The sequence below is a fragment of the Marinoscillum sp. 108 genome (assembly GCF_902506655.1).
In the GTDB taxonomy this organism is placed as follows: Bacteria; Bacteroidota; Bacteroidia; order Cytophagales; family Cyclobacteriaceae; genus Marinoscillum; species Marinoscillum luteum.
This window is the reverse complement of the sequence record NZ_LR734808.1, coordinates 930,543-948,608: the sequence shown is the minus strand read 5'-3', so window position 1 is coordinate 948,608 and position 18,066 is coordinate 930,543. Positions and strand designations below refer to the sequence as shown.

The following is an 18,066-nucleotide window of genomic DNA, read 5'->3' as shown; positions in this document are numbered from 1 at the left end:
CCAATTTGCCAACCCGTGAGCGCTACTCACACCTGATACTTTCGGATGGGTTGGATAGGGCCACACCGAGCGATCGAAACCCAATAGTCAGAAGTGCCACGACCAAGGATACGATACCACTTGCTGCAAATACATACCAATAATCCTCCAATGCAATGCGATAGCTGAAGGCCTCCAGCCAGTTGGTGACAAAGAGCCATGCAAGAGGGATAGATACCATGAAGGCCAGGAGAATCAGGATGGTAAATTCTTTCGAGATCAAAGAGAGGATCTCGCCAACAGAAGCACCAAGCACTTTTCGAATACCAAATTCTTTCTGGCGACGCTGTGCGGAGTAGGTCACCAACCCAAATATCCCCAAAGTGGCCAGGAAAAGTGAAATGACGGAGAAGGTGGTAAACACATGGTGCTGCTTTTGTTCATTTTCATAGAGTCGGGAGAGAGATTCATCCAAAAACGAATAGTTCATGGGAAACCCGTCAATGAGTTCTTCCCAGGTGTTGTTCATATGTTCGAGTCCCTGGTTCAAACTACCTGCCTGTACTCTTACCACTACTTTTCTCGGTCTGCCACCCAGGACAATGCAAAGTGGTTCTATTGGGCTTTTCAAGGATTGAAAATGATAATCCTCCACTATGCCCACTACTTTTCGATTATAGTCATCCCATAGCGGCATCTTCACCGTTTGGCCCAGCACTTCTTCTGCGGATATTCCCAACTCTTCCAGCGCCTTTTCATTGATCAGCACACTTCCGTTCATATCCGAACCAAATGAACGATCAAAATCGCGACCTTCTACAAGTTGTACATTGAGCGTTTCCAGAAAGTCATAATCTGCAAATAACGTCCTGATCTTCAATTGCTCCTCGATACCACTAAACTGGAGACTGGCTCCGTCGTGAAATCCTCCCGGCTCACCTGATACTGCTGTAACCGACTCGATGGCCGGGTTCGCTAGCAGTCGCTCTTTGAAGGTGTCTATTTGCTTTCTGATGTCACCATTATTGATGTCTATGGTGATGATGGATTCTTGGTCAAAGCCAAGCTCCTTATTTTTCATGTACTGGAATTGAATGGTCACAAGGAAGGTGACGGCTATCAGGAAAATGGCAATGACAAACTGAGTGACCACAAGGCCTTTTCGAATGAAAACCCCTTTGGTGCCTTTGATCATTTCGCCTTTCATTACCCGCAAGGGCTTAAATGATGACAGTAGAATGGCTGGGTAAACCCCTGAAGACAAGACCACCAAAGCTACCAGCGCACCTATGAAAAGCATGATATTGGGGTCTGACCAGTTGTAGGTAACCTCTAACCCGAATAAGCTATTGAACAAGGGGAGGAATAATTGACTCAACCCCCCGGCGAGAAATACAGCCACTAATATCACCATCAGGGACTCACCAAGAAACTGGACAATTAAACGACCCTTTTTGCCACCCATGATCTTTCTGATTCCTACTTCCCGTGCCCGCTTGAAGGAGAGGGCCACGGACATATTCACATAGTTGAAGCAGGCTATGAATAGGATGGCAACGGCTACCATGGCGAGAATATAGACGCTTGTGAGGTCACCATGACGAGCCAGATCATATCTAACATCGCTGGCAAAATAGGTCTCTGACAGAGGCTCAAGTACCAAACCTATTCTGGATTTGGTCTGATCAAAATCATCCCCCATATATTTTTCCATAAACCACTGTAATTGGCCCTCCACATACTGCCTGTCTTTCGGGGAGGTGAACTTGGCATAGGTAATCAATCCATTGTTCCACCAGTTGCTCATCCATTCATACTTATCCAAAAAGGCAAACGGCAGTATAATGTCAAATTCCAGATGTGACTTTGATGGTATTTTGTCCATGACACCTGTCACAATGAACTGTTCACCTTCTGTCTCTATGATTTGCCCGATGGGGTCTTCATCACCAAAGTACTTTCGGGCGAGTGCTTTAGAAAAGACCACATTATTCGCCTGACTCAAAACGCTCTCAGGATTCCCAGTAGCCAGTGGGTAGGAGAAAAAAGTAAAGAAATCAGCATCTGCGAAGAGGATATGTTCTTCAAAGAATTGTTTGTCTTTGTATTTGACCAGACTGGTTTCCAGGCTGGCACGGCAGGTATGAATTTTCCCTTCAAAGTCAGTTTCCAACGCTCTCGCATAGGGTCCGGAGGTGACGCCAATTTTAAATGGACTTCCGTTCATCTCAGCGGTTCTGAGCACGCGGTATATTTCATGGTAGTCCTTATGAAAAGTGTCGTATTTCAACTCACTGGAGACATAGAAATACAGGAAAAACACGCACAGAAGGCCAATGGTGAATCCCGCAATATTAATGACAGTATTCATTCCTTGTTTGCGCAGATTGCGGATGGTCAGAAGTGGGTTAAAGATGAACATGGGATGTTGGCTTGATAAGTGGATGTTTTTCAGACAAGAAGGACGGAGGTACAGGAGGCACTCACGCCACAGACGTGTTTTGCTTCCATGGTTGTGAAATGACTCTTCCAGATTACCCAGAATTTCCTCCTGAAGGTCATGTTTACATAACCTGGAGATCAGGAGTAGGGCAAGTCTCGGCAGGCCTTTTTGATTATATGGTTCCATAGGTATCTAGTGAGAATTTGGGAGCCTGCTGCCATAGACTTTCACGCTGGGTGCGTACCTGATTCAATACGATTTTACCATCAGATGAAAGCTGGTATATGCGTTTCCTTCTGCCACCACGTTCGGCAGTGGCACCGGTCATTTCAGAACTCAAAAAACCTTTTTCTTCCAGTCGGGTGAGGGAGGCATGGAGGGCGCCCATAGAAGTGTCCCGCTGAACCTGATTTCTGATTTCTTCCTGAATTTTCAATACATAGGCCTGATCCTCCAGTATCAAGACAATGAGTAAAAGAAGCTCTTCAAATTCACCCAGATTAGTACCTTTCATTTATTTGTTTCTATTTTGTATGAATACTCATACGAAAGCACTAATGATTTTGTTCTGAATAGTAGAAACAAATAGTTGGAATCCATTATGACAGGCCATTTGTGATTACAAATAGTGGCTATTCAGAAAACGGTCACTATTTAATACTCATCCCTTGTCTTATCCCCTTGAATCCATTAAGTTTCGTTTTCAAATAACTGCCGCCATAGTTTTGAACATAAGCATTATCATACCGACCCTTAATGAGGTCGCTAACATCAGAAGGCTATGTGCCTTTCTATGTAACCACCAGGCAAATGATCACTTCGAGATCATTGTAGTGGATGGAGGAAGCACAGACGGAACCATTGACTCTATTTCTGATCTTCGGAAGGTTACCATTCTCAATAGTCATATCGCCTCCAGAGCTGTACAGATGAATCTGGGTGCAGCCAATGCCAGTTTTGATGTTTTGTATTTTGTGCATGCTGATGTGATACTCCCTTATACTTTTTACGCCGATCTACAGCAAGCTCTGGTTGACTATCAGGTCGGGAGTTACCGTTATCGTTTTGATTCCACCAAATGGTTACTTCGTATCAATGGCTATTTCACCAGGTTTTCCATGCTATGGTGCAGGGGAGGTGACCAGACACTTTTCATTCAGCGATCACTATTTGACCAACTGGGTGGTTTTGATGAGTATTTCTCTGTGATGGAAGATTTTGACCTGATCCGGCGTGCGAAGAAGCTCACTCATTTTTACATTATTCCGAAAGAGGTGATCGTCTCCGCTCGTAAATATGAACATAATCATTATCTCCGGGTGCAGTGGGCCAACATGCAGGCTTTTCGGATGTATAGAAATGGTGTAAAACCGGAGGTTATTCGCCACTTTTATAAAGAATCCTTAAAGCTAGCTACTTACTAGTTTGTAAATTACTTGTCTATGAAATTGACGATTCTTGGCTGTGGGGATGCTTTCGGTTCTGAAGGAAGGTTCAATACTTCTTTTATGCTGGAGCAAGACCATCGGCGGATTCTTGTGGACTGCGGTGCTTCTACACTCATTCGCCTCAAGCAGTTGGGTATTTTAGTTACCAGTATTGACACCATTGTGATCACTCATTTTCATGGTGACCATTATGGTGGAATTCCCTTTCTGGTGTTGAGCAATCATATAGAATACCAGCGGACCACTCCGCTTACGATTATCGGGCCGTCGGGAGTAGAAAAGATGGTTTTTGCATTGCAGGAAGCATTGTATCCGGGTACTTCCAAAATACTGGAAGCACTTAATATCACTTTTGTAGAGTATAAGGATAAGCACTGGACTAATACGAATGATCTGGAGGTTTATGCAAGACCTGTTACCCATGCGATACCTTCCCACCCACATGGAGTGAAAATCAGGTGGGAGGATAAGGTATTTTCATTTTCAGGAGACACAGAATGGAACGACTCGCTTATCGATTTGGCGGATGGGTCGGATGTTTTTGTGATAGAGTCCAATAACCTCAAAGAAGACTCTCCGGGGCATTTGAGTTATCAAACAATCCTTGAAAGAAGGGCACTCTTCAACACCAAACGAATGTTGCTAACGCATATGGGAGCGGAAGTAATCAATCGGAATAGTCTGGAAATAGAGCGATTATCTGATGGTCAGGAAATAATATTCTGAGACCTCTTCAGGCCTTGGAGAGGCTTTCAATGTATTGCTGTACAAATTCTGTTTTTCTTTTCAAACGATACTGCATCACCCAGCGGGGATGGGGGACTGTCCGGATTTCATCAAAAAAATTGTATCTGGCATTCAGTGCATTGAGATACTTCAGGTTTTCACCCTGACCAATACTAAAAGCCACCTTTCGACTGATGGGCAATTCTAATTGCTCCCGGATACACGCTACCACATATTCCTCAAAAATGTCTGGCCAACCGTTGATGTCATAATAATTGAGGTTTTTGCCTTCTCTTACAAATCCGATTGGGGAGACTGCCGATAAATAGAAATTTTGATAAAACAGGGCTGGTCCGCCAAAGGCTGCGATCATCTCATAGATGAACCTACTGGATAGTTCTGGTCGCTTGTCCAAGTTATTTTTAATCCCACAAGTCTCCTCCAGGTGGATAGGGTCTGTAAAAGGTACACCGGTTAGGCCTCCGCCAAAACGCCCCGGATTGATTCCGAAAAGGGCGATTCGCTCTCGCGAATCAGAGTAATATTTTTGGTAAAATAAGGTGCAGGCTTCCATAGCTTGCTCATCTTTGTATGGATTCAACACCACCACATCCGGAAGCAATCCTGATGGGGGAGTCAGAGATTGATAGAAGTTTAGTATGTTCTCGGCTACAGTCATGTTTGAAAGTTAGATTACCCAATGGCGCGAACCAAGCAGTATTTCATTATCTATAAGCCCTTTAAGGTGCTCACTCAGTTCACCAGCGAAGATGGTAATCCGGGTTTGGGTACCATCTTTGATTTACCCAGGGACATTTATCCCGTTGGCCGCCTGGACCTGGATAGCGAGGGGCTGCTTATCCTCACCAATGATAAAAGGCTAAACTCCGCCCTTCTGAATCCCAAAAATAGCCACCAAAGAACATATTGGGTAGAGGTGGAGGGTATTCCTACGGAGACGTCCCTGGATGCACTCAGAAACGGATTGGAAATCAATGTGAAGGGGATTTATCACACCCTGCCATGCGAAGCAAGACTGATAGAAACGCCAGCACTCGCGGAGCGTGATCCCCCGGTCAATTATATCAAGCATCCGGTGAGGTCGTGGATGGAGATCAGACTAGTGGAAGGCAAGAACAGGCAGGTACGCAAGATGACTGCTAAAATCGGGCACCCGACCTTGCGACTGGTACGCGTGGGCATTGAGGACCTTTCTGTGTTTCCTCTTCAGCCGGGTGGTATTACTCAGATTTCAGAGAAAGTCCTTTACAAAAAACTCAGGTTGATCTAGTTATTCCACGCTTGGTGGGTAAAGACGGCATCCGTTATCTTGGCCCAATCAAGTATAAAATTCCAGCATGTATAGATTTATTTCAGCAATAGTAATCCTCACTATGTGTGCTCATTGCCAGACCCCAGAGCAGTCCCGGCAATTGGAGTCTTCCTCGTTGGTACAGGCGACTCAGCCGGAATGGATGAAAAACGCCGTATTGTATGAGGTAAACATCAGGCAATACACCCCTGAGGGCACCTTCAGTGCTTTCCAGAAGCACCTTCCAAGGTTGAAAGAATTGGGGGTGGATATACTTTGGCTGATGCCCATACATCCCATTGGAAAAGAGAAGCGCAAGGGCACCTTGGGGTCAGTTTATGCTGTTCAGGATTATTATGCCATTCATACGGATATGGGCACCAAAGAGGAATTTCGTGCACTCATCCAGGCCATCCATGAGGCTGGTATGTATGTATTGATGGACTGGGCAGCTAGTGCTACGGCTTGGGATCATGTACTCACCAAGTCACACCCCGATTGGTATCTGCATGATGATGAAGGAAATTTCATTACACCAGAGCATAACAGTCAATCCGATGTGATTGCCCTTGATTACAATGTGGCTGCATTGCGTGAATATATGAAGAACGCCATGACTTACTGGGTGACCGAATATGACCTGGATGGTTATGTTCTTCATGTGAATGACAAGGTGTTGCCATCATTTTGGGAGGATGTGCGCAAGACGCTCGAGTCCGTGCGTCCAGTGATTTTACTAGCAGATGCACCAGGTCATTCTGTGCCGACAGGATTTGACATAGTGAGCGGATGGGAACTGGAAAAGGCCATGCAGGCAGTTAGCAGAGGAGAAGTGAGCGCCGCTGTAATTCGCGTATTCATTCAATCTCAACTGGATAGTACGTCCAATAGGGGCATCCGAATGCTGTATACGTCCAACCATGAAAAAAATGCAGAAGAGGGAAGTGTATTTGAACGATTTGGTAAAGCCGCGGAAGCGTATGCGGTACTGACCTACACCATGCAGGGCATACCCATGATCTATTCTGGGCAAGAAGTGGGGCTCAACCATTCGCTGTCTCTTACCGAAAAGGATGAAATCTCGTGGGGCGATCACCCGTTTAATGCACTCTATTCGCGGTTGAATAAACTTAAAAAAGATAACCCAGCGCTTTGGAATGGGGCTTGGGGTGGCCGAATGGAGCTGCTAACCACCTCAAATCCGGATCAGATCATTGCGATTTATCGGGTGAAAGACGGCAACCGTGTATTGGCTGTTTTTAACTGCTCTCCCGAAGAGGTGCGTTTCACGGTCGATGCTCAAGAGTATCAGGGAGATTTTAAAAGTTTTAAAAGTCGGTCCACAGCCACTCTCACTGGGAAGGAAGCAATGACCCTGCCAGCCTGGGGATATGAGGTTTACACGGCCCGATAGTGGCCTTAGGAATTCTTGTTTTTCTTTTTCCCGGCAAACATGCCAAGGGTACGTTTCAGTCCATCACTCAGGAGCAGCAAATAAAGCAAGCCAATCATCACCCAAAGCACAATGACATTGAAATAAACCGTATCTATGTGCCAATCACCTATGATTTTCTCAGAAGCATAGAAATGCGCCCTTCCCATGTGGCTGTACGGGTCTTTGAAAATCGGATCCTTTCGCTGTATGAGTCGGTTATCCGAGCGAATGATTTTATTGAATTCATTCCTGTTTTCCACTAGGTCAGATACGCTCTCGTTAAAATGATTACGTTTCAGTTGGTAAAACTCTTCTTTTCCCATTTGGTCAATCAGGCTCTCGTAGATCGAATCTTTCTTAGCCACTGCATCTTTGTATTTGACTTGAAATGAGTCTTTCAGATCATCGAGATAATTCAAAAAACGATGGCCAATTGATGGTGAAAAAAGGGCAGGAGAGAATGACCCTATCATGGGAAAGGTTTTCACCTCAAAGTGCTCTACCAGATAATCATATTCTTTTTGAATCAGATCAAAATCGGCCTGGTGTGATTCATAGGCACCACTATCTCTGAGGATGTCTCTGGTGGCAGTTTCCAGGCCGGGGATCAGGTAAGACCTTTGGAATGAGTTTTGACTCATTGCTTTGTCTGCTTCGAAGAAATGACTTTCATAGGCATTGTGTTTGAATTGCGCCACGCTGAGCGCTTCATAGGCCCATCTGGAGGCCATCACATCTCCCACCAGTGGCACATGTGATTGCTTGGCTATGCCGGTGTGTAGCTCGTCAAACTTGATCATGGCACCACCCAATAGGAGCTGAGGCACCAGAATAAAGGGAATGAGAATATAAATGGTGATGATGGAGTTGAGTGCCGATGAAATGTTCAGTCCTATCATATTGGCAAAGCACGACGTGGAGAAAAGGATCATCATGTAATACCAGGTCATACCCTGAATCTCCAGCACGTAGTTGCCCACCAGTACGAATGATAAGGTCTGGATACCAGATAGGGCAAAAAGGAAAACCACTTTGGAATTGATGTAGCTAAATCGGCTGAGATTCAAAAACGATTCCCGCTCGAGTATCCGCCGATCCTTGAAGATCTCCTCCGCACTGACAGACATGCCCACAAATAGTGCTACAACCACCGCCATAAACAGGTACACAGGTAGGTTTTTATTATCTGCGAACACATATTCTCCACTTGGCGCGTACTTAGAGAAATAACCCAAAATAAAGGCCAGGAGCGGTGCTTCCAATAAATTGATCAGAATGTACTGCGTATTGGACAGCTTGGAGAACAGGTTTCTTTTGGAGAAAATCCTAAACTGATGAAAGAGCGAAGGAATATGGAAGTTGGTCGCAGGTAGCCGCTCTTCAAACCTGATTCTCTTGAGTTTGCTCTCCAGATTGGTTTGGTATTTTTCATACCAGGTATTCGGTGTCACCCTTCTCGCATTGGTCATCCGGCCAGCATCATCGATTTCTTTGGCCTCAATGATCTGCAAAATCTGATCCGGTATCACATTGCCGCAGCGGGTGCATTCGCTCTCCGCGGCATTTACCTGGGTGCTCATGGTCTTAAAGTAGACCACTGCATCTATCGGGTTGCCATTATAGATCGGATACCCGCCTTTGTCCAATATCCATAGCTTATCGAAAAGCTTGAAAATATCAGAAGATGGTTGATGAATGATCGCAATAACCAGTTTCCCCCTGCGGGCGAGTTCCTTCAGCAGGAGCATCACCTTTTCGGAATCCATCGAAGATAAGCCACTGGTTGGTTCATCTACATAAAGCACTGCAGGCTCCCGCATCAGCTCCAGGGCAATATTGAGGCGCTTGCGCTGACCACCACTGATAAACTTATTCAACGGATCACCCACCTTCAGATCTTTAATGTCCTGCAGGTCCAGGTCATCCAAAATTTTGTTCACAGTTTTCTCCAACAGGGTAGGAGAAAAATCACTGAAACAGATTTGCGCATTAAAATGAAGGTTTTGGTAGACCGTCAGTTCCTCAAAGAGCATGTCATCCTGAGGTACATAGCCGATCACTCCTTCCTGGCTGGCTCTATGAATGGTGTGACCATTGATGTGAATCCGGCCAGATGTAGGCTCTAGTTTTCCATTGAGCAGATTGATGAGTGTAGATTTACCTACACCACTTCCACCCATGATGCCTATCAGGTTACCAGATTCTTCATTGAAGCTGAACTTATGGATTCCATTGGCGCTGTTTTTGAACCGGTAAGTCAGGTCTTCTCCGGCCAGTACTATTTTGACTTTATTGCGCTCCTGGACGAACTGGCGGATGATTTCGGACTCATAAATGGACCTGATGTTGGGCCCTTTGATAATGGATCCGGGTTTTAGCAAATAGAATTTTCTGGGAACAATTTTGTTGCCTTCCAGGTAGAGGTTCAGCGGGCCGTCATACTTAAATACATATGTGTCTACGGAGGCAATATGCAACACCAGGATTTTACCAAAAAGGTTCTCCACGTACATGTGATGAAAACCAGAGGCGCCTGGAAGCTTCTTGCTCTTCTTTCGCATCATCCAGGCCACTTCTTCGGGCCACTCGGTCATCTTATTGTCGATGACCATGGCCTTATCCTGATCGATACCTTTGCCGTTTGGATCAATGATAAACGACTTCAATGAGTCCGCTTCCGCCGCATTCAGGTTGAAGTTCATCGCCACAAGGGAAATAAACTCGTTCTCACGAGGGATCACCTTCTCATCTGTATTGATGAGCTCCAACAGTTGCATAAACACGATGATTCGTTCCCTGGACTGGAGTTCTTTATTGAGCTGATTGCATATTTTGGCCACCTGCAAGATGCTGGAAGAGTCAATTTCCAGGATGTGATCGCTGGCCTCGGCATTTACCTCCCGGTAAAAGGAGAGGTAGTCATAAAACAACCGTAGGTACTCGTTGGTGAGTTCCTGATTGAGGAGCTTACTCAAATATGGTTTGATAATGAGCTCACCCGAATCCACCACGTCATTATCCTCTTTCACACTTTCGATAATAGCGAAAAGGTGGACTAATGCATTAATGATTGATTCGGTCATAGGTATGGGTCATAAAAAAACCGTCTCAAATATAGATCAAGTTTGTGCGGACTTTTTGAATTTGCCTTATGAGCTTTCGCTTGTAAAGACTTTGCAATAGTGCTCAACTGATCTGAACATACCTGAGACGGCTTCAGAGTCTATTTACTAAGGTGATTAACCTACAATCTTTGCTCTCATTTCAGAGATACTGGCAGATACATCATCAAACTGGCCTTTGCTGATTTCTTCACCTTCACCAATCTGATCGTAAAACAAGTTCACGTACCTGAGAAAGGGCAACACCTTGTTTACGTTTTCATCGCTGGCGTGTGCTTCCATAAGAGTAGTGAGGTCACCCACCTGGTCTTTCTGGGCAGCCAGTACATTCATCAGACTCGCGTTGTAGTCACTGGCTTCAATCAATTGAGCAGTGATGTATAGCCCTTCTATAACACTTCCGGCCACTACCAAAAGAGAAGTTTTCTCATCTCCGCTTTTGTTGAGGTAGTTATACGTCTGATAGAATGATTCAGTGATGATCATGATCAGAGAATCTTTGTTTTCCAGGTTATCCTCAATACGATCGGCAAGGCTTTTATTGAAAGCAGTTGACACATTCAACTCTTCGATCAATCTTCTGGATGCATTCAGGAAGGCTACAGACTCCTGCTGCTTATCGAAAGTACTGGCATAGCTGAGATCTGCACCGTAGACACCCAGGTTAAGTGCTTTTTGCCATTCAGCCACATATTTGTCCACGCTTCCGGCATCATTGGTGATCTCACTGTTATATGAGGCATTGGCATCCTGGAGCATTTTTGTTACTTCAAAGGAGGTAGGCAAAGGATATTCAAATTGCTCTTCTACAAATTGCTCCAGTTCTTGTTTTTTTTCCGCAGCTTTTTCGGATGCGGCTTCTTTTTTGGCATTGCTACAATATGTAAACACAAAACTTAGCGCAACTAGCAGCACAACGTTCACTTTCTTATTCATAATGGATTTAGGTTATTGAATATTCTTTAACTGGGATCAAAAATAATATCTTGGTTCTCTATATTGAATTATTTGAGGATATATTTTAGCCATCCGAAAGGAACTAACCAACTCAAATGAAAATTATCCAATCTTCCCACGACTCTAAACAACGCGTTCAAATCATCCATGATGATAAAATTTTATTAACGGTAGCTCCGTGGTATGGAGCTAAGCTGACAGCTATGAAATTGAATGCAGGTCAGGAATTTCATGATGTGCTTTGGCCAATCTCAGATGCGGATCTTGAGAGCAACGCCTGGTTTAAACAGTCGATATTGTTCCCATTTCCAAACCGACTCAAAGACGGACAATACCATTTCGAAGGTCGGTCTTACCAGTTTCCGATTAATGAGATAGAAGTGAATAATCAGCTGCATGGTATGCTTTTTAATGCGCCATTTAAGGTCACTGACACAAGGGAATCAGATCTGGAGGCCTCCATTACGCTGGCTCATGAGTATTCCGGGGAACTTCCATATTATCCATTTCCATTTGTATTTGAGGTTACTTACCGATACTATTTGTCCGGTTTCAGTGTGAAATTTCAGGTAAAAAACACCGGTCAGGAGCGTTTACCTTTCGGCATTGGCTGGCATCCATATTTTCAGATCGAAGGTATCGGAGTAAACGATTATGTATTCAGTTCGGGTGATCTGGAGGAGATTGCGCTGGATCAGCGAACTTCCATTCCTACCGGAGAGCGAAAGCTCATTCCCAATCCGGTTTTGGCATTGAACAAACACAAACTGGATAATGCTTATCAGCTAAAGGGAGAAACGACCTATTCCCTCAAAGGACCTGATGCGCTCAGGGTTTCCTTCAGAGTCTCTGATTCTCTGAGCTATCTGCAGCTATTCACACCCGATGGAGGTGAAACCATCGCCATAGAACCGATGACCTGCAATGTGAATGCCTTTAACAATCAGGAAGGCCTGCTCACCCTCGAACCTGCAAATTCTTTTGATTGTGAAGTGCAAATAGAGTTGATAAAAGACACTAATATGACACCATAAACCCCTTTTTTGGATCTCGATGTATACTTGGTAGTGGGTTTGTCCGTTATACCACACAGACATTTTTTTTACTGATGGTTTTTTGCGAGTGTAAATGGTAACCTGGCGAGAAACTAAAAGTATAGTTTTGTAATCACTAACCAATCTAGTTGCATGCTGAAGAATAAAAGGGTTCTGATTGTAGGAGGGGCATCCCTCTTTTTACTTATTCTGTTTTTTATTTTACGGGGCTCCGGTACCGGGATTTCTTCCGACATTATGGTTCCGGTATCTGTTGGTGAGTTCATCGTGGATGTGAACACTACCGGTGAGTTGGAAGCCAAGAACTCTACCAGTATAATGGGGCCTTCTGGTCTGAGAAACTACCGGATTTATCAGGTCAATATTCAAAACATTATAGACGAAGGTACTTATGTGAAAAAGGGCCAATATATCGCCCGACTGGATCCTTCTGAGCTCACCACACGGGTGAAAGACACGCAGCTTGAGGTAGAGGAAAAAGAATCACAGTTCATACAAACCCAACTGGACACCACGTTGCAAATGCGCGAATCGCGTGATGAGCTAATCAATCTGGAATATGCGGTAGAAGAGAAACGGCTAGTGCTGGAGCAATCTCAGTTTGAGCCACCTGCCACGATCAAACAGGCTGAGATAGAGGTAAATAAAGCCAAGCGTGCCTTTGAGCAGGCTAAAGAAAACTACGAGATCAAAAGGCAACAGAATGTAGCCAAGATGCAGGAGGTAGCCGCCAATAGAAAAAAGGTACGGTTAGAGCTGCAAGGGATGATGGACCTTCAGGAGAACTTCATCATCACTGCGCCCGAAGATGGGATGCTCATTTACCGCAAGGGCTGGGACGGAAAGCCCATCAAAGAAGGAAGCCAGATTAGTGCCTGGGATCCAGTGGTGGCGACCTTGCCAGATCTCTCTTCCATGAATTCCATTACTTATGTGAATGAAGTGGATATCAGGCGCATTGCTGTGGGGCAGAAGGTGGATATTGGGCTGGATGCTTTTCCTGACAAGCGATTGACGGGTTTGGTGAAGAGGGTGGCCAATGTAGGAGAGCAACGACCCAACTCAGATGCCAAGGTTTTTCAGGTAACGATAGAAATAGACAAAATAGACGAGTCTCTTCGTCCAGGGATGACCACCAGTAATAAAATATTCACCAATGTAATTCCGGAGACCATTTTCATTCCGTTGGAGTGCCTTCACAATCAGGAAGATAGCATCACCTATGTCTATCTGAAACAAGGGTTGGGTTATATCAAACAAGAAGTGCAGGTGGGTGAAACCAATGCCAATTCTGCACAGATCTTGATGGGCATTTCCGAAGGTCAGCAACTCTACCTGTCCATTCCCAACGGTGGTGATGAAGAAGTTTCTTTGCTCCCGGAACTGAACGGTAAGCGGGGCAAGAAGAGCGAGGAAACTCCTGCGGTGAAAGCCCCTGAACCAGAGCAAGGCAGAAAAAGGAAACCCAACGCCTGATGAATCAAAAGTTACTGATGAATCTATATATCGCCATTGAGGCGGTATTGGCCAACAGGATGAGGTCCGTTTTGACCGGATTGGGGATCATCTTTGGAGTGGCGGCAGTGATTGCCATGCTGGCCATCGGCAATGGCGCTCAGCAGGAAATACTTGACCAGATCAAGCTGGTAGGTGTAAATAACATTGTTATCAGACCGGTGGTGCCTCAGAGTGAGGAGAAGCTGACGGATGAAGACAACAAAGGGCAAACCCAGAAATTCTCACCCGGACTTAGCTCTAAGGATACAGAAGCCATTCGCAAAGTAGTGCCGGGAGTGAGCATGATCAGTCCTGAAATCACCCTGGACACTTACATCATCAACAATGGATTCAGGCGAACAGCCAAACTGGTGGGGGTAGAGCCAGCCTATTTTCAGATCTTCAATTTTGAGCTGGATAAAGGGGACATGTTTTCCGAGCATCACCTCATCAGTGGAGAACCTGTGTGTATTATTGGCAAATCCATCAAGGCCAAATTTTTTCCGACAGAAGACCCCATTGGCAAATACATCAAGTGTGGAAACAATTGGCTAAAAGTGATTGGGATCCTCAAAGAAAGGCTGATTAGTAAGAATAGTATCTCCAACCTGGGTATCAGGGATTACAACATGGATGTATACGTTCCTTTGCAAACCATGCTCATCAGGTATAAAAACCGAGCGTTGGTCACTACCGAAATGCTTAGAAGGGCCAATTCCTTTAATGATGATGATGAGGAAGCGATGAAGAATCAGGACCCGAACTATCACCAACTGGACCGACTGGTGGTTCAAGTGGATGAGACGGCCAAAATTGGCGCTACCGCTGATGTGATCAGCCGAATGCTTCAGCGAAAACACTATAGTGTGGTGGATTTTGAGATTGAAATTCCCGAGCTTCTGCTCAAACAGCAACAAAGAACCAATGATATTTTTAACTATGTTTTGGGTGCTATTGCCGGGATATCCTTGTTGGTGGGGGGCATCGGCATTATGAATATTATGCTGGCTTCTGTGCTGGAGCGGATCAAGGAAATTGGACTGCGACTCTCTCTTGGAGCCAAGAAGTTCGACATCATCAACCAGTTCCTGTTTGAGGCCATGATGATCAGTGTTTCGGGTGGCCTTATCGGGGTGATACTCGGTGTGAGTATCGCCATTATGGTGAGTGCTTTTGCGGAAATCCCTACTGTGATTACCTTCTCATCTATTGTTTTATCCTTCGGCGTAGCTGCTGCTGTGGGGCTTATTTTCGGAATTGCCCCGGCGAGAAGGGCAGCCTCTCAAAACCCTATTGACTCCCTTAGATATGAATAAAATAGCCTTTTTACTCTTGATTTTTAGCCTTTCGTTTACTGCGTCAGGTCAAATCAAGCTTTCACTCGTGGATGTGATTGACCTGGCAAAAGAACAATCTCCGTCTGCCAAAGCTGCCGAAACGAGAAAGAAGAATCTTTACTGGCAATACAGAAGTTTTAAGTCTGACTACAATCCTTCCCTGAACCTGACCGGAAATCTTCCAGGGTACAACCGCGATTTTTTTCAGGTTTCTCAGGATGACGGTACGTTTGCTTATAGAAGTCGTGAGCAGCTCTCGTCCAGTCTCAATTTGGGTTTGATTCAGCCTATCGCGGCCACAGGAGGAGAAATCAGTATCAATAGTAACCTGAATCAGTTTAACGACCTCAACGCCAATTCAACCACGATCAATCCTATATATAACACTACTTTGTTCAACATTCAGTTGGTGCAGCCGGTCTTTGGTTTCAACCAGCTAAAATGGGACAAACGAACCGAACCGCTCAGATATGAGGAGTCTAAAAGATCGTATGTAGAGGAGATGGAGTTTATTTCGCTGCAATCCACCAACCTTTATTTTGACTACATGGATGCTCAGATCAACCTGCAAATTGCTGAGTTCAACCTGGCGAATAATGACACCATATTCAACATTGAGCAGGGGCGATACAACATTGGGACGACCTCCAAGGACAAGTTGCTCCAGGTAGAGCTTCAGTTGCTGCGTTCCAAACAGGATGTGGCTCAGGCCAATCTGGACCTGCAAACCTCCCGACTGGCCCTGAGAAGGTACATAGGCGTACAGGACTCCACCGCCAGTAAGTTGGAGTTGTTGCTTCCTGAAGAGCTTCCTGAGTTCTCTATTGCTTTGGACAAAGCATTGGCCTATGCCAAACGAAACAGGGCGGATTATATCGAGTTTGAGCGGAGGAGAGCTGAAGCTGATAGAGATGTGGCCAGTGCCAGAGCCCGAAGGTTTCAATCCAACCTGGTGGCTTCCTTTGGGTTGAACAATGCTGCCGGAGACCTGCCTCAAACCTACAATAGTCCGAATGATCAACAGCGAGTAAATCTTACCCTGAGCGTGCCCATACTCGACTGGGGAAGGAGCAAGTCGCGGGTACAAACTGCCCTGGCCAATCAGGAACTGACTCAATATACCCTGGATCAGGAGATTCAGAACTTCGAGCAGGAGATCATCACGCTTGTGAGTAGGATGGATGTGATCAGACTACAGGTGGAAATCACTAAAAAGTCTGATGAAGTGGCTCAGGAAAGGTATGAGGTCGCGCAAAACAGGTACCTGATTGGTAAAATAGACATCACCAACCTGAATATAGCACTGACTGAAAAGGACAATGCCAGGAGGAGCTATATAGGTGCACTGAGGTCCTTCTGGGCTGCTTATTTCGACCTAAGAAGGCTTACACTCTATGACTTTATGAATGATGAGTTACTCTATCAGGAACTGGACTAGATCCAGAGTTCTGATCTCAAGATCTGCGGCAGTGTCGGGTTGATATTTCCCGTCTTCGTAAGCATCCCAAGCGCTGGTGGCTATGTAATAGAGGGTGTTGCCTGAAATGACTCCCTGAGTGGGCTCACCTTTGAGCGAACTGTTTTGCTCAATCAGTTTTATTTGCACGGCTTTGTGCGCATCGAATCTGACACCAGTAACCCGTTTGGGTTGGGTGCCATTCTGAAAACCAATAAGGTGCCCCTGATAGGACAAAAGCCCGTCTGTTCCTTTCTCAGAGTAAAGATCATTGGCCCTGAGTTTTCTCAATGATTTAGTTTCTAAATTCAATGAATAGAGCCCGGTCAGGTAATCAGAAATGTAAAGTTGGTTCTCAGACTTGGATAGGCCTTGAAGGTTCAGCAGGGTGCCACTCAGGTCAGCAAAAACGCTAAAGCCATCAGGCCTCAGCTCGTACAGTTTATTCCCCAACCCGTCTGAAGCCAGGGCAGTACCATTGCCCATGCTGATGAGGTCTCCCAATGTAGCCTCCGGTATCAGGTAGGAGAATTTCACCTTTCCTGTGGTGAGATCCAGGCCAAAGACTGACGACCTATTTTGGAGTGTGTCTGAGTAACCCTGCATTTCCGGGAGCGCTGCACTGCATATCCAAAGAATGTTGGTCTCAGGATCAATATCCAGCCCCATGATGGAGTAAAGCAGGGGCTCATCTCCCAGGAGTTGTTCTACAGCACCACTCTTGTACTTCATAGCTCTCCGTGTGTTGATGGTGCCGATAAAAAAGGTTTCGGAACCCGCGTCGTAGGTCATGGATTCATAATGATTCTCCTTTTGGCTCAGTTTGAATGCCACCTGTGCGTTGGTCATCTTTTTGGTCGATTGGGCGACTTGTTCTACCAGCTGTTCGTAAGGTTCATAGCCCCGCAGCGAATCGAAATCAGAGTCTTTCTGGTAATCCAGGCTTGCATTCATTCTCAGAAAAGTACTCAGTGCACTTACGGCCTCTTCTTTGCGATTATTCACTGCGTATGCTGAGGCCAGATTGTAAGCGAGTCCAGGGTGATTAGGTCTGATCTCATTGGCCCGAACAGTATACCTTAAGAAATCTCCGTATTCACCGGCTTTGTAGGCTTCTATGCTCAGTTGGTAATAGGTGCGCAAACTGTCCATTTGACCAAAAGACAGATGAGTGCACAGAATAAAAAGTATCAATACAAAGTGGCGCATAGTAAGGTTGGTTTAAGAGTAAGACCGATGAGCAGTTCCATCCCCATCACATTTGTGATAAGCGACCTGGTAGAAATATAAGCTGAGAAT

General features: G+C 45.3%; 14 protein-coding genes. 8 read left to right on the top strand and 6 right to left on the bottom strand.

The window, feature by feature from the left end; translation table 11 throughout:
• Window positions 1-22: 22 nt before the first annotated feature.
• On the bottom strand, window positions 23-2,608 hold the full coding sequence (locus GV030_RS03865; RefSeq protein ID WP_159579991.1) for an ABC transporter permease: 2,586 nt from the start codon (window positions 2,606-2,608) through the stop codon (window positions 23-25).
• Window positions 2,595-2,936, bottom strand: a complete 342-nt coding sequence (locus GV030_RS03860; RefSeq protein ID WP_159579989.1) for a PadR family transcriptional regulator — start codon at window positions 2,934-2,936, stop codon at window positions 2,595-2,597. The genes GV030_RS03865 and GV030_RS03860 overlap by 14 nt, the downstream gene beginning before the upstream one ends.
• Window positions 2,937-3,147: 211 nt before the next feature.
• On the opposite strand from GV030_RS03860, the gene GV030_RS03855 reads away from it, so the two are divergent.
• Both GV030_RS03855 and GV030_RS03850 read left to right on the top strand, forming a co-directional pair.
• The gene (locus GV030_RS03855; protein ID WP_159579987.1) at window positions 3,148-3,846 is read left to right on the top strand and encodes a TIGR04283 family arsenosugar biosynthesis glycosyltransferase; all 699 of its coding nucleotides are present in this window, start codon (window positions 3,148-3,150) and stop codon (window positions 3,844-3,846) included.
• An 18-nt stretch (window positions 3,847-3,864) separates the two neighbouring features.
• Complete coding sequence (locus GV030_RS03850) at window positions 3,865-4,596, top strand: MBL fold metallo-hydrolase (protein WP_159579985.1); 732 nt, start codon at window positions 3,865-3,867, stop codon at window positions 4,594-4,596.
• A 7-nt stretch (window positions 4,597-4,603) separates the two neighbouring features.
• Here the strand turns inward: GV030_RS03850 and GV030_RS03845 are convergent, their stop codons facing one another.
• A complete protein-coding gene (locus GV030_RS03845) occupies window positions 4,604-5,275 on the bottom strand; it encodes a uracil-DNA glycosylase family protein (RefSeq protein ID WP_159579983.1) in 672 nt (223 codons plus the stop codon).
• 21 nt (window positions 5,276-5,296) lie between these two features.
• Between GV030_RS03845 and GV030_RS03840 the strand changes: the two genes are divergently transcribed.
• Both GV030_RS03840 and GV030_RS03835 read left to right on the top strand, forming a co-directional pair.
• Window positions 5,297-5,887 (top strand): pseudouridine synthase, encoded by a 591-nt coding sequence (locus tag GV030_RS03840; protein WP_159579981.1) that lies wholly within the window; start codon window positions 5,297-5,299, stop codon window positions 5,885-5,887.
• A 67-nt stretch (window positions 5,888-5,954) separates the two neighbouring features.
• The gene (locus GV030_RS03835; RefSeq protein ID WP_159579979.1) at window positions 5,955-7,322 is read left to right on the top strand and encodes an alpha-amylase family glycosyl hydrolase; all 1,368 of its coding nucleotides are present in this window, start codon (window positions 5,955-5,957) and stop codon (window positions 7,320-7,322) included.
• Between the two features lie 5 nt (window positions 7,323-7,327).
• Here GV030_RS03835 and GV030_RS03830 read toward each other — a convergent pair whose 3' ends face one another.
• Window positions 7,328-10,426, bottom strand: coding sequence for an ATP-binding cassette domain-containing protein (locus GV030_RS03830; RefSeq protein ID WP_159579977.1), 3,099 nt, complete (start codon window positions 10,424-10,426; stop codon window positions 7,328-7,330).
• A 156-nt stretch (window positions 10,427-10,582) separates the two neighbouring features.
• Window positions 10,583-11,401, bottom strand: a complete 819-nt coding sequence (locus GV030_RS03825; protein WP_159579975.1) for a hypothetical protein — start codon at window positions 11,399-11,401, stop codon at window positions 10,583-10,585.
• Window positions 11,402-11,517: 116 nt separating this feature from the next.
• Here GV030_RS03825 and GV030_RS03820 point away from each other — a divergent pair, with 116 nt between their 5' ends.
• From GV030_RS03820 to GV030_RS03805, 4 genes are all read left to right on the top strand, one after another.
• Complete coding sequence (locus GV030_RS03820) at window positions 11,518-12,456, top strand: aldose 1-epimerase (RefSeq protein ID WP_159579973.1); 939 nt, start codon at window positions 11,518-11,520, stop codon at window positions 12,454-12,456.
• 153 nt (window positions 12,457-12,609) lie between these two features.
• Window positions 12,610-13,953 carry an efflux RND transporter periplasmic adaptor subunit gene (locus GV030_RS03815; protein WP_159579971.1) on the top strand — a complete coding sequence of 448 codons (1,344 nt, stop codon included), beginning with the start codon at window positions 12,610-12,612 and terminating at the stop codon, window positions 13,951-13,953.
• Window positions 13,953-15,290, top strand: coding sequence for an ABC transporter permease (locus GV030_RS03810; protein WP_159579969.1), 1,338 nt, complete (start codon window positions 13,953-13,955; stop codon window positions 15,288-15,290). Before GV030_RS03815 ends, GV030_RS03810 begins: the two co-directional genes overlap by 1 nt.
• Window positions 15,283-16,749, top strand: coding sequence for a TolC family protein (locus tag GV030_RS03805; protein ID WP_159579967.1), 1,467 nt, complete (start codon window positions 15,283-15,285; stop codon window positions 16,747-16,749). The genes GV030_RS03810 and GV030_RS03805 overlap by 8 nt, the downstream gene beginning before the upstream one ends.
• Here GV030_RS03805 and GV030_RS03800 read toward each other — a convergent pair.
• Window positions 16,726-17,976: a M48 family metallopeptidase gene (locus GV030_RS03800; RefSeq protein ID WP_159579965.1), complete on the bottom strand. Its 1,251-nt coding sequence runs from the start codon at window positions 17,974-17,976 to the stop codon at window positions 16,726-16,728. The two genes, GV030_RS03805 and GV030_RS03800, sit on opposite strands and share 24 nt — an antisense overlap.
• Window positions 17,977-18,066: the final 90 nt, after the last annotated feature.